At 66.7% G+C, this 12,734-nt stretch carries 11 protein-coding genes; 6 read left to right on the top strand and 5 right to left on the bottom strand.

Annotated elements, in window-relative coordinates; genetic code table 11:
- Window positions 1–3: 3 nt before the first annotated feature.
- Window positions 4–675: a transcriptional repressor LexA gene (gene lexA, locus L5G33_RS06515; protein WP_236997350.1), complete on the bottom strand. Its 672-nt coding sequence runs from the start codon at window positions 673–675 to the stop codon at window positions 4–6.
- A gap of 232 nt (window positions 676–907) precedes the next feature.
- Here lexA and L5G33_RS06510 point away from each other — a divergent pair, with 232 nt between their 5' ends.
- Both L5G33_RS06510 and nrdR read left to right on the top strand, forming a co-directional pair.
- Complete coding sequence (locus L5G33_RS06510; RefSeq protein WP_236997349.1) at window positions 908–1,507, top strand: LysM peptidoglycan-binding domain-containing protein; 600 nt, start codon at window positions 908–910, stop codon at window positions 1,505–1,507.
- A 116-nt stretch (window positions 1,508–1,623) separates the two neighbouring features.
- Complete coding sequence (gene nrdR / locus L5G33_RS06505; RefSeq protein WP_236997348.1) at window positions 1,624–2,070, top strand: transcriptional regulator NrdR; 447 nt, start codon at window positions 1,624–1,626, stop codon at window positions 2,068–2,070.
- Window positions 2,071–2,109: 39 nt separating this feature from the next.
- On the opposite strand, the gene hrpA is transcribed toward nrdR, so the two are convergent.
- Window positions 2,110–5,814, bottom strand: coding sequence for an ATP-dependent RNA helicase HrpA (gene hrpA / locus L5G33_RS06500; protein ID WP_236997346.1), 3,705 nt, complete (start codon window positions 5,812–5,814; stop codon window positions 2,110–2,112).
- 39 nt (window positions 5,815–5,853) lie between these two features.
- Between hrpA and L5G33_RS06495 the strand changes: the two genes are divergently transcribed.
- From L5G33_RS06495 to L5G33_RS06485, 3 genes are all read left to right on the top strand, one after another.
- Window positions 5,854–6,330 carry a YdeI/OmpD-associated family protein gene (locus L5G33_RS06495; protein ID WP_236997345.1) on the top strand — a complete coding sequence of 159 codons (477 nt, stop codon included), beginning with the start codon at window positions 5,854–5,856 and terminating at the stop codon, window positions 6,328–6,330.
- 13 nt (window positions 6,331–6,343) lie between these two features.
- Window positions 6,344–6,793, top strand: a complete 450-nt coding sequence (locus L5G33_RS06490; protein ID WP_236997344.1) for an SRPBCC family protein — start codon at window positions 6,344–6,346, stop codon at window positions 6,791–6,793.
- A gap of 66 nt (window positions 6,794–6,859) precedes the next feature.
- Window positions 6,860–8,092, top strand: coding sequence for an aminotransferase family protein (locus L5G33_RS06485; RefSeq protein WP_236997343.1), 1,233 nt, complete (start codon window positions 6,860–6,862; stop codon window positions 8,090–8,092).
- A 410-nt stretch (window positions 8,093–8,502) separates the two neighbouring features.
- Here the strand turns inward: L5G33_RS06485 and ahpD are convergent, their stop codons facing one another.
- Window positions 8,503–9,030 (bottom strand): alkylhydroperoxidase, AhpD family, encoded by a 528-nt coding sequence (gene ahpD / locus L5G33_RS06480; RefSeq protein WP_236997342.1) that lies wholly within the window; start codon window positions 9,028–9,030, stop codon window positions 8,503–8,505.
- Entirely contained in the window at window positions 9,030–9,611 is a 582-nt protein-coding gene (locus L5G33_RS06475; RefSeq protein ID WP_236997341.1) for a peroxiredoxin, read from the bottom strand. Before L5G33_RS06475 ends, ahpD begins: the two co-directional genes overlap by 1 nt.
- A gap of 142 nt (window positions 9,612–9,753) precedes the next feature.
- Between L5G33_RS06475 and L5G33_RS06470 the strand changes: the two genes are divergently transcribed.
- Window positions 9,754–10,704 carry a hydrogen peroxide-inducible genes activator gene (locus tag L5G33_RS06470; RefSeq protein WP_236997340.1) on the top strand — a complete coding sequence of 317 codons (951 nt, stop codon included), beginning with the start codon at window positions 9,754–9,756 and terminating at the stop codon, window positions 10,702–10,704.
- Here L5G33_RS06470 and L5G33_RS06465 read toward each other — a convergent pair.
- Window positions 10,685–12,712 (bottom strand): DEAD/DEAH box helicase, encoded by a 2,028-nt coding sequence (locus L5G33_RS06465; protein ID WP_236997339.1) that lies wholly within the window; start codon window positions 12,710–12,712, stop codon window positions 10,685–10,687. The genes L5G33_RS06470 and L5G33_RS06465 overlap by 20 nt on opposite strands.
- Window positions 12,713–12,734: the final 22 nt, after the last annotated feature.

Here is a 12,734-nt window from a genome sequence, read left to right as displayed (position 1 = left end):
CGCCTAGATCCGCCGCATCACGGTGACGACTTTGCCGAGGACGGCGGCGTCGTCACCGGGGATCGGCTCGAAGTGCTCGTTGTGCGGCATGAGCCAGACGTGCCCGTCTTTGCGCTTGAACGTCTTGACGGTGGCCTCGCCGTCGATCATCGCCGCGACGATGTCGCCGTTCTCGGCGACGTTCTGCTGACGGACGACGACCCAGTCGCCGTCGCAGATCGCCGCGTCGATCATGGATTCGCCGACCACCCGGAGCATGAACAGCGAGCCGTCGCCGACGAGTTCCTTCGGCATCGGGAAGACTTCCTCGACCGCCTGCTCCGCCAGAATCGGCCCGCCCGCCGCGATGCGACCGAGCACCGGAACGAACGTCGGCGTGGGTAGCCCCTCGGACGAATCGTCTGACGGGGGCGTGCGGTTGTCGTCACGCACATTCACCGCGCGGGGCCGATGCGGGTCGCGCTTGAGCAGGCCGCGTCGTTCGAGTGTGCGCAACTGGTGCGCCACCGACGAGGTGGAGGTGAGGCCGACCGCCTCGCCGATCTCGCGGATGCTCGGTGGATAGCCGCGTTCGCGAACCGACTTCCGGATGACTTCCAGCACCTCGCGCTGGCGCTGCGTCAGCGACGCCTCCAGCGTCGACGTCGAGAGCAGCGGATCGGGGGTGTCAGCCATCGTCGGTCCTTCCTCATCGTGCGTGTCTCATCGTGCGTGATTCACGACCCCGTCGGGTGGCCCGTGTGGGGGTGAGATCTGTTCGAACATCGGTGTCCGATCTGGTGATCACGCTAGTCGAACAGATCACAGATTTCAAACAATTGTTCGACGTGTCGCTGACTTTGTCGGTGGGGTGGTGTTTACTATCGAACAAGAGTTCTTCGAACACACGATCGATGAGGAGTATCCGATGGCTCAGGTACTGATCTCGCGCCCCGATGAGCGTTCGCGGCGTGTCCCGGACAGCACGCATAGCACCGTGATGACCTGCGATTTGCCGGTTCTCGACGGGCGCCCGCGGGTGCCGCTGTGGACCGACGCGCCCGCTCGGGGGTGCCGACCGACGGGGCGTGCGCCGCGCCGGGCGGGGACCTTCGACGAGCGTAGGCGCTCGCGAATCGCGTGCGATTCTCAGCGTGCCGGACGCCTGGAGCAGCGCCCGTCAGCGGACCGTGCCGGGGCACGGCGGTCGGCCGCCGACCGTTCGAACATCGACGGTGTCATCGCTCGGCGTCGAGTCGTCGGCGCTCTGCTTCTCGGCTCCGTTCTCGCCGGCGTGGTCTGGATGCTGACGATCGTCGGGTCGGACTACCAGGACGCGGTCACTCCGAGCACCCCTGGTGTGACCCAGGTCGTCCACGTCCGCAGCGGTGAGTCGTTGTCGGACGTCGCGCGCAGAGTCGCCGCCGACCTGCCCGTGGCAGGGGTCGTGGAGCAGTTGCGCGAGCTCAACCACCTGGAGTCGTCGGGACTGCGGATCGGCCAGCCGTTGATCGCCCCGGCCTACTGATCCGTGCGATACGGGGCTGGGGAGACGTGGCCGGTGTGACGTGACCGGTGTGAAGGGGACAGTGTGAAGGGGGCGGTGTGAAGGGCAGTTGGACGGTTGCGCGTATTCTTTCAAGCATGCGCTGCCCGTTCTGCAAGAACGACGACACACGAGTGGTGGATTCCCGCGTCGCTGAAGACGGCCTGGCGATCCGCCGCCGTCGATCGTGCGCCGAGTGCGGTCGCCGATTCAGCACTGTCGAAGCCGCCGTCCTGTCCGTCGTCAAACGCAACGGCGTGTCGGAACCGTTCAGCCGCGAGAAGGTCATGCAAGGCGTGCGGCGTGCCTGCCAGGGACGTCACGTCGACGAGGACGCGTTGGCGAAGCTCGCGTCGCAAGTCGAGGACTCCGTCCGCGGCTCCGGGTCGGCCGAGATTCCCAGCAATGAAGTCGGTCTGGCGATCCTGCGCCCGCTCCGTGATCTCGACGAGGTCGCCTACCTGCGGTTCGCATCGGTATACAAGTCGTTTGAGTCCGCGGATGATTTTCAACGCGAGATCGACGAACTCCACAGCCGCGTCTGACCCCGGACGCCTCGACCCCGGACGCCTCGACGGCGATGCTTAGAAACTCTCGATCGCTTTGCGGACTCGCTTCTCCGAGACCGGTCCGGCCGTGCCGAGTTGTTGAGCGAACAAACTCACGCGAAGCTCCTCCAACTGCCACTGCACCATCTCGTTGAGGGCGTCGTGGCGGGCCTCGGGTACCTGGGCGAGACGCTGATTCCACGCCGACACGAGGCGGTCGACGACTGCCGTCCCCTCATTGTCGCGAGCCGCCGACCCGGGCAGTGCCTCCAACCGGACGCGTGCCGCAGCTAGGTATCTGGGCAGTGCGCGCAACCGCGGGCCGGACGTCAAGCCGACGAACCCGTCGAAGACGAGGTTCGCGATCTGGTCGGCGACATCGTCGGCGGCCAACGTGCCTGCCCGCTGATCGATGGCTCGTCGGACCTGCGAGTATTCGGCGAGCGCATCCACCGCGGCGTCGAAGTACTCGGGGGCCGTCTGACGGATCACCGGCGCGACGTCGGCCGACAGCGCGTCGAAGTCGGCGGCCGTCCGCACTGCTGTCACGTCCGGGTGTGCGGCCAACACGTCGATGACGGCGCGTCTGGTGCAGTCGGCGAGCAGCGCGTCGACGTCCCGGTACGGACTTTGGCTCAACGCGAGTTTGCGGGCGGGCGGCAACGACGAGGCGAGTCGACGTGAGGGCGGCGCCACGGTTCGAACGAGGAGGTCGCGGACGGCGGAGGCGATGCCCGCGTCACGCGCTGCCGGGGTGGCCACGTCGACGACTCGCACCCCGGCGCCCGGAACGACCGCCAACGTCGGATAGCGGGTGACTCGTTGACCGGCCAGAGTCTGGGTGCGTTCGTCGGCGAGAGCGCCGATGCCGTCCGCCGTCCAGTTCGTGAACGTCTCGGCGGGCTCGCCCGCGCCGGCTCGGACTGGACTCAACTGCGCGCGGAGTTCGGCCAGGCGATCCCCGCGTGCGACGACGGCGCCCTTCGCGTCCGTGATCGCGAAGTGCATGCGCAGGTGGGCGGGGAGGTTCTCGGGGCGGAAGTCGCGCGAGCCAAGCGAGGTCCGGGTGATCGACGACAGCTCGCGGGCGAGCGCCGGGATGAGCGGCTCGGAGCGCGGAGACAACTGATCGAGGGCGAGGTCGGCGTACCGCTGGGCGGGGGACATCGACTTGCGCAGTCCCTTCGGCAACGATTTGACGAGTGCTGTCGCCAGCTCCGAACGCATGCCCGGGACCAGCCAGTCGAAGCCGTCGTCGTGGACGTGGTCGAGCAGGTCGCGCGGCACGACGACCGTCACCCCGTCGTCGGGGGCGCCGGGGGAGAAGTTGTACCGCAGCTCGAGCCGCGTCTCGCCCTGCTTCCAGGCGGACGGGAACTCAGCGGCCGCGGGCGTGTCGTCGGCAGCGAACATCTCGGCGGTCAGATTGAGCAGTGTCGGATCGGCGCGTCCGGCCTTCTTCCACCATGAATCGAAGTGCCGGGCGGAGACGACGTTCGCGGGAACACGTGCGTCGTAGAAGTCGAAGAGTTCGGTGTCGCTCATTCCGACGTCGCGGCGTCGAGCACGGTGTTCGAGGTCCTCGACGTCTTTCAACAACTGTGCGTTGTGTTCGACGAACGCATGGCGACTGCGCCACCGGCCGCCGACAAGTGCCTCCATGATGAAGATCTCGCGGGACGTCTTCGGGTCGATGGGGCCGTAATGGATGCGGCGCTGTGCGACGAGCGGTACGCCGTACAGGGTGACGCGCTCGTAGGCCATCACCGCGGCTCTCCGCGTCGACCAGTGCGGCTCGCTGTAGGTGCGGCTGACGAGATCGCCGGCAGCCTGTTCGACCCACTCCGGATCGACGGCGGCGACCGTGTGCGCGAACAGCCGCGAGGTCTCCATCAGCTCGGCCGCCATTACGAACGCTGGCGGCTTCGACGCGAGGAACGAACCGGGGAAGATCGCGAACTTGGTGCCGCGGGTGCCGAGGAACTCGCGGGTGTCGCCTTGCCGGACGCCCACGTTGGTGAGCAGGCCGGTGAGGAGTGACTTGTGGACGGTCGCCGCCTCGGCCTGCGTCTCGGGCGTCTGCCATTTGAGGTCGCGGACCGTCCGCTTGAGCTGTCGATGCAGATCCCACCACTCGCGCACCCGGAGGTAGTGGATGAACTCGCGTTCGCATTGTCGGCGGAACTGGTTGCCGGACAGCTCGTCTCGTTGTTCATTGAGGTACGACCAGAGCTTGAGGTAGCCCATGAACTCCGAGCCGGGAACGGTGTGGCGACGGTGCGCCGTCTGAGCCGCCTCCCGCTTGTCCGACGGGAACTCGCGGACGTCGGGGAGCGCGAGCGCGGCGGCGATCACCAGAACGTGGTCGAGGCAGCCGTTCTCGTGACCCGCGACGAGCATCCGGCCGAGCCTCGGATCGACGGGCAGGCGGGCCAGCGTGGTGCCGACCTTGGTCAATCGGGCGACCGCCGAATCCGTGTCGGTGACGGCTCCGAGCTCGGACAGGAGTGCCATGCCGTCGCGGACCGCGCGGTGCTCGGGCGGTTGGACGAACGGGAAGTCGGTGATGTCGCCGAGCCGCAACGACAACATCGACAGGATGACCGCGGCGAGGTTGCTGCGGAGGATCTCCGGATCGGTGTACTCGGGGCGGGCGTCGAAGTCCTCTTCGGAATAGAGCCGGATGCACACGCCGGGCGCGACGCGGCCGCAGCGGCCCGCTCGCTGGCGGGCGCTGGCCTGCGAGACCTTCTCGATGGGAAGGCGGGTCACCTTGGTCCGCGTGGAGTAGCGGGAGATACGGGCGGTGCCGGTGTCGATGACGTACCGGATTCCCGGCACGGTCAGCGAGGTCTCGGCGACGTTGGTGGCCAAGACGATCCGGCGGCCGTTCGACGGGCTGAACACCCTGTGCTGCTCGGCGACCGACAGTCGGGCGTACAGCCCGAGGATCTCGACTCCGCTCGATCCGCGCTGACCGTTCCCGCGGGCCTTGCCGAGCGCTTCGGCGGTCTCACGGATATCGCGTTCGGTCGGTAGGAACACGAGGATGTCGCCTGCCCCGCCTGCCCACAGCTCTCCCACGGCCGCGTCGATGGCGGCGATCTGGTCGATGTCGGCGTGTTCGGTGTCGTCGGAGGTGAGCGGCCGGTACCGGGTCTCGACCGGATACGTTCGCCCCGACACCTCGATGATGGGGACGGAGTCGTCGGGTCCGGCGAAGTGGCGGGCGAAACGGTCGGGTTCGATCGTCGCCGACGTGATGATGACTTTCAGGTCGCGCCGCTTGGGCAGCAGCTGCTTGAGGTAGCCGAGCAGGAAGTCGATGTTGAGGCTGCGTTCGTGCGCCTCGTCGATGATGATCGTGTCGTAGCCGCGCAGCAGCGGATCGGTGGTGATCTCGCGCAGCAGGATGCCGTCGGTCATCACCTTGATCTGCGTGGTCTTAGAGCTCTTGTCGGAGAATCGGACCTGGTAGCCGACCGTCGTACCGATCTCCGTGTCCAGTTCGTCGGCGATACGCCCGGCGACCGAGGTCGCGGCGATCCGGCGCGGCTGGGTGTGGCCGATCGCCGTGCGTCCCAGTTCAAGGCAGATCTTCGGCAACTGGGTGGTCTTGCCTGATCCGGTCTCGCCCGCGATGACGACGACCTGATGGTCGGTGATCGCTTCGGCGATCTCGGCGCGGCAGGCGCTGACGGGGAGTTCCGGGGGATACGTGATGGTCAGAGGCGACGACATGATGGCGTCGATTCTACGGCCGCGGCATAATCAGGGTTCATGAGCGCTGATTCCGCGAATGACACTGCCGACCGTCCGCCGCTGGTTCTGCGCACGCGGCTCGATCCGGTCGGACCGGCGACCGCGATCGAGCTGACCGATGCACAGGTCGCCGAACTCGGTGGAGGAAAGCGAGCGGCCGTCGTCGTGACAGTCGGGGATCGCACTGCTCGGCTGCGTTTGGCGCGGATGGGCGGTGCCAATCTGATCGGGCTGTCGAAGGCTGCGCGCGCCGAGTTGAATGTTGAGATCGGCGACGACATCGAGGTGGCGATCGTTCTCGACCACGGCGAGCGGTCCGTCGATGTTCCGGAGGCACTGGTGTCCGCTCTCGAGAAGGCCGGAGCACGGGCGGGGTTCGAGGCGTGGCCATACTCCCGGCGGAAGGAGGCCGCCCGTTCGGTCACCGCAGCCAAACGTCCGGAGACGGTGGATCGCCGCATCGCCGCCGTCATCGCCGAGCTGCGCGCGTCGTGACGAGCTCACTGTCATGAGCGCGGAGCATAGGGTGGTGTCGGCGCGTCGGACCGTGCATGCGTCGCCGGCGACCGTGTTCGGACTCATCGCCGACCCGGCACGGCAACCCGCGTGGGACGGCAACGACAACCTCGCCGACTCGGCTCCCGGCCACCGTGTGCGGGCGGTCGGCGACACCTTCGACACGACGCTCACCACCGGTGCCGTCCGACGCAATCTGGTCGTCGAGTTCGCGGAGGGGCGACTCATCGCTTGGCGGCCGTCCGAGGTCGGCGGCGTGCCGCCGGGGCACCTGTGGCGATGGGAGCTCGAACCGGCCGACGACGGCGTCACGGTGACCCACACGTACGACTGGACGGATTTGCACGACGAGAAGCGCGAGGCCCGAGCCCGCGCGACGACTGCCGAGCGGCTCCTCGCGTCGATCGATCGGCTCGCGGCGCTCGCCGCCCGCCAGGACTGATCGACCAGCTCACATTTTGCCGGGACCGCCGAGCAGACACCCGCTGTGCCGTGCGATATTTGGTGCATGGGTTCTCTTTGGCACGGTTTTGCAGACATGGGTGCGGTGAGTGCGAGCGGTCCGTTCGTCATCACGCGAGGCAAAGGCACTCGAATCTTCGACGACAAGGGTGGTGAGTACATCGACGCCACCGCGGGTCTGTGGTTCACCAACATCGGTCACGGACGCACCGAGGTGGCGGAGGCGATCGCCAAGCAGGCGTCGACGATCGCGCACTATTCGAACTTCGGCGACTTCGCCTCCGACGTGACGCTCGAACTCGCCGAACGTGTCGCGCGCATGGCGCCGGTCGCCGGTTCGAAGGTGATGTTCACTCTCGGTGGCAGCGACTCGGTCGACAGCGCGTTCAAGCTCGCCCGCCGCTACTGGGTGGAGCAGGGCAAGCCCGAGAAGAAGACCGTCGTCGGCCGCACCAAGGCGTACCACGGTATGCACGCTGCCGGGACGTCGCTTGCCGGCATCCCGGCGAACGGCGAAGGCTACGGCCAGATCCTTCCTGATACCGAAACCGTCGATTGGGACGATGCGAAGAGCCTTCTCGGCCTGATCGAGCGAGTCGGCGCCGACAACATCGCGGCGTTCTTCATCGAGCCGATCATCGGCGCGGGCGGCGTCTACCTCCCGCCGGAGGGATACCTGCGTGAGGTCCGCGAGATCTGCCGCGACCACAATGTGCTGTTCGTCGCCGACGAAGTAGTCACCGGATTCGGCCGCATCGGCGCCAACGAATGGTTCGCGTCGTCACGGTTCGACCTGCAGCCGGACATGATCACCACAGCGAAGGGCCTCACCAGCGGTTACGTTCCGATGGGTGCGCTCATCGTGGCGCCTCGCGTTGCCGAGCCGTTCTTCGCGGGCGGCACCTGGTTCCGCCACGGCTACACCTACGGCGGCCACAACGTGTCGGCCGCAGCCGCTCTGGCGAACCTCGACATCATCGAGCGGGAGAACTTGCTCGACGGCGCCAACCGCCTGGAATCCGAGCTGGCGCAGGCACTCTCGCCGTTGGCCGATCTTGACGCCGTGGCCGAGGTGCGAACCGGTCTCGGTGCGGTGACCGCAGTGCAGCTCGCCGACCCGAGCAAGGCGATGGCGGCCATCGCCAAGCTTCGCGAGCACGGTGTGAGCTCGCGGGCCGCAGGCCAGGGGGCATTGCAGGTCTCGCCCGCGTTCGTCATGACGACCGACGAGGTCGGCGAGATGGCGGATCGCTTCGCCGCGGCGCTGCGTGAACTGTAGGACCGGTGAACTGTAGGACGACCGGTGAACTGTAGGACCGGCGGGCGGTAGAGATAAATTCGTTGCGGGCCGTCTCCGCTCAGGCGTAGCGTTCGATTCGTCAGAGGAAAGGAGGTGGTCCAGAAGATGATTTCTTTCAGGACTGAGGAGGTGGCCGCCGCCTGACGGCGGTCGCACACCTGAAGAAGGCAGACCCCGTGCCGCGCGACGTCCGCGCAACACGGGGTCTGTTCTCGTTACGGGACCCTTCTTCCGCCGATCTATACCAGTATTCGGCACAGATCGGCGGAACAGCCGACGACTCCGCTGGGCCACACAGCAGGTGAAAAGAACTGTGCCCCGCCGGGTTCCGGCGGGGCACAGTTCTTACTGTGTCTTCTGCGGGCTGCAGAGAGATCAGACGGGATGTGTCAGGCGAGAGCCTCGGCGGTGGTGACCGCCTGGCCGACACCGGCGACGATCGACGCGACCTTGAGGGCCTCGAAGACGGCCTCGCGGTCGAGGCCCGCCTCGCGCACCACGTTCTCGTGCGCGCCGACGCAGTGGTGGCAGCCGTTGATCGCCGAGACGGCGAGCGACCACAACTCGAAGTCGGCCTTCTCGACACCCGGGTTGCCGATGATGTTCATCCGCAGGCCGGGACGCAGGTCGTCGTACTTGCCGTCGAGGAATCCGCGACCGCGGTAGAACACGTTGTTCATTCCCATGATCGACGCGGCGCCGAGAGCGGCGTTGTACGCCTCCGCCGACAGGTTGTCGGCGGCCTCGTCGGCGATCTCCTTGAGAACCGTCGCATTGCGAGTCGCTGCGGCGGTGGCCAACAGCGATCCCCACAACTGCTGCTCGTTCAGCACCGTGGTGCGGCTGATCGAACCGAGGTTGAGCTTGAGGTCTTTGGCGTACTCGGGGAGTGCGCTCTTCAGGTTCTCGATGCTCATCAGGCGGTCATCAGCTCGGCAGCGTTGATGGTCGGATCACCCTTGCGCCAGTTGCACGCGCACAGCTCGTCCGACTGGAGGGCGTCGAGGACGCGAAGGACCTCTTCGACGTTGCGGCCGACCGAGCCTGCGGTTACCGAGACGAACTGGACTTCGTTGTTCGGGTCGACGATGAAGGTCGCACGATCCGCGACGCCGTCGGCGTTCAGAACGCCTGCGGCCTCGACGAGCTCACGCTTGAGGTCCGAGAGCATCGGGAAGGGGAGGGTCTTCAGGTCCTCGTGCTGTGCGCGCCACTGGAAGTGCACGAACTCGTTGTCGACCGATGCGCCGAGCACCTGAGCGTCGCGGTCGGCGAACTCGTCGTTCAGCTTGCCGAAGGCAGCGATCTCGGTCGGGCACACGAAGGTGAAGTCCTTCGGCCAGAAGAACACGACGCGCCACTTGCCCGCGTAGTCGTCGGAGGTGACGGTGGTGAAGTAGTCCTCGGGCTGCTGGGCATCGACCTTGGAGAGGTCGCCGCCGATGACAGCGGTCAGGTTGTAAGCGGGGAACTGGTCGCCGATGGTCAGCAATGCCATGACACGTACTCCTAAGTTCGTCGGAAGGTCTGCGAGAAACTCGTTCTCTCCGGAGTGGGCGGTGGCCTCTCTCCGTCTGTCATCCAGTCTGCCCAAAACCCCTTAAAAAGTAAACGTGATTACAGGCACTATATTGATAGGTATGAGTAATCAAAGCTATCAACCGTCGATCGGTGGGCTGAGGGCCTTCGTGGCAGTCGCGAAGAAGCTGCATTTCGGGTCGGCCGCAACAGAACTCGGCGTCAGCCAGCCGTCGCTGTCGCAGGCGCTCGCGGGCCTGGAGACGGGCCTCGGACTGCAACTCGTCGAGCGCACGACACGGCGTGTCATGTTGACTCCGGAAGGGGCCAGGCTGCTGCCTGCCGCCATCGCCGCATGCGACGCCGTCGAGGATTTCCTGCTCGACGCGGCGGGCGATCTGGACCCGCTCTCGGGACGCCTTCGGCTCGGCATCATCCCGACGATCGCGCCGTACATCCTGCCGCGCGTGCTGCGGGGGCTCGCCTTGCGTCGTCCGGAGCTGGACCTGCTGGTGATCGAGGACCAGACCGATCGCCTGATCGGCCAGCTTCGGGACGGCTCGCTCGATGCCGCCGTGCTCGCGCTGCCCGCGGGCATCCCGGGGATCGGCGAGATCACGATGTACGACGAGGACTTCGTCCTTGCGCTGCCGTCCGGACATCCGCTCGCCGGCCGCCGCCGTCTGTCGCCCGCGTTGCTGGCCGACCTGCCGTTGCTCCTGCTCGACGAGGGACACTGCATGCGCGACCAGGCCCTTGACGTGTGCCAGCGGGCGGGCGTAGATCCCGACCTGCAGCAGACGCGCGCGGCCTCGTTGACGACGGCTGTGCAATGCGTGGAGGGCGGGCTCGGCGTGACACTGATCCCGGCGACGGCGGTCGGCGTGGAGACCGCTGCCGGCTCGCTCGCGGTCGCCGAGTTCGCCAAGCCGCGCCCAGGACGGCGGATCGGCCTGGTCTATCGCGAATCGTCCGGGCGAGCCGACTCGTACCGCGCGCTGGCGGGGGACATCACCGCCGTCGTCGCGCAGAGCGGCGACGTGAGCGCTCCGATCACACCTGCGAGCCAGTGAGCTCGGCCCACTCGTCGAGCAGACTCGAGTCGACGCCGCGGATGAGATCGGCGAGTTCGTCGGTGAGGTCCTCGATCTCGTCGGTCACCGCAGTCATCGGCAGACCATTCGAGAGCGCCCGATAACAGTCGGTGAGATACCGCAGCACCACGCCCTCACTGCGGGCAAGGCCGAACTGCGAGATCAGCTCGGCGAAGGTCATTGACCGCTCGCGCATCAGGCGCAGGACCGACTTGGGTGACGGTGTGGAGCCGGCCAGCCACGGGTGGCCTCGACGATAGGTCTCGTAGGCGAAACCGATCTCCTCGGCGAGCGGCTGCGGCCACGAGATCTCTTCGAGGCGCTCCATCCGCTCCTCGTACTCGATCCCGTCGGCCTTCATCTCAGCGATCGCCTCGTCGCGTTCGGCCTTGCGCTGCGCGAACAGCACCGGTCGCGGATCCTCCAGGATCGACTCGACGATCGACACGACGTCGAGCACGTAGGTGTCCGAATCCTTGTCGAGGAGTTCGAACGCGGCGACCGCGAACGCCGACAGCGGATTGGTCAACGCGAAGTTCTCCGGCAGATCGACCGACAGTTCGACGTGCTTGCCGTCTGCGGCGGGGGAATCGAGTCTGGTGACGATCCCCGTCTCGCACAGGTCGCGGTACAACGCGATCGTGTGCTTGATATGCCGAAGCTGCCGGGAGCGCGGCTCGTGGTTCTCCTCGAGGAGATGCCGGAGTGCGGCGAAGCAGTCGCCGGGACGCTCCAACACCTCCATGAGCATCGCGGTCGTCATCGCGAAGTGCGACCGCATCTCTTCGTCTGGCGCGTCGATCAGCGTCGTGAACGTCTGCTCCCCCCAACTGACGAAACCTTCCGGGGCTTTACGCCGCACCAGCTTCTTCAGCTTCTTGGGATCGTCGCCTGCCTTCGTGAGCTGTCGGGCGTTCTCGATGTCGTGGTCGGGCGCCTGAGCGACGACGTAGCCGACGGTGTCGTACCCGGCTCGCCCGGCGCGGCCCGAGATCTGGTGGAACTCCCGGGCACGGAGCCTGCGTGTGCGCCGGCCGTCGTACTTGGTGAGACCGGCGAACAGCACAGTGCGAATCGGCACGTTGATGCCGACGCCGAGCGTGTCGGTTCCCGCGACCACCTTGAGCAGACCCGCCTGCGCGAGCCGCTCCACGAGGCGACGGTAACGGGGGAGCATCCCGGCGTGGTGCACACCGATCCCCGAGCGGAGCAGCTTGCTCAGTGTGCCGCCGAAACCGGTGCTGAACGAGAAGTCGCCGATCGCGTCGGCGATCGCCGCCTTCTCCTCCTTGGTGCAGAGTTTCGACGAGAGCAGAGCCTGGCCTCGTTCGACGGCCTGCTGCTGGGTGAAGTGCACGACGTACACGGGCGACTTGCCGCCGGAGACGAGTTCTTCGATGGTCTCGTGGATCGGCGTCATCGCGTACCGGTGTTCGAGCGGGACGGGGCGCTGCACACCGGTGATCGGGACCGTCTGCCGACCGGTCCGCTTCGTGAGGTCGTCGACGAAGAACGATGTGTCGCCGAGTGTCGCCGACATCAGCAGGAACTGGGTGCCGTCGCCGGACGCGTCGACCGACGGCAACTCGATCAACGGGACCTGCCAGGCCCAGCCACGATCGGATTCGCCGTAGTAGTGGAACTCGTCGGCGACGAGGACGCCGACGTCGTTGTCGGGTCCCTCGCGCAGTGCGATGTTCGCGACGATCTCCGCGGTCGCGCAGACGATCGGGGCGCCGGCGTTGACCGACGCGTCACCAGTCAACAGTCCGACGTTCTCCGCGCCGAACTGGTTGCAGAGGTCGAAGAACTTCTCGCTGACGAGCGCTTTGATCGGCGCGGTGTAGTACGACCGCCGACCGCGGCACCAGGCGAAGTAGATCGCTCCGGAGGCAACCAGCGACTTCCCCGACCCGGTCGGGGTGGCGAGGATGACGTTGCTGCCCGACGCGAGTTCCAGGAGCGACTCCTCCTGGTGCGGATACATGTCAATACCGCGTGCAGCCCAC

Origin of the sequence: Gordonia liuliyuniae, from assembly GCF_021738805.1 — a bacterium.
In the GTDB taxonomy this organism is placed as follows: domain Bacteria; phylum Actinomycetota; class Actinomycetes; order Mycobacteriales; family Mycobacteriaceae; genus Gordonia; species Gordonia liuliyuniae.
Note: the sequence above shows the minus strand (reverse complement) of the source record. Positions and strands in the feature narration are given on the sequence as shown.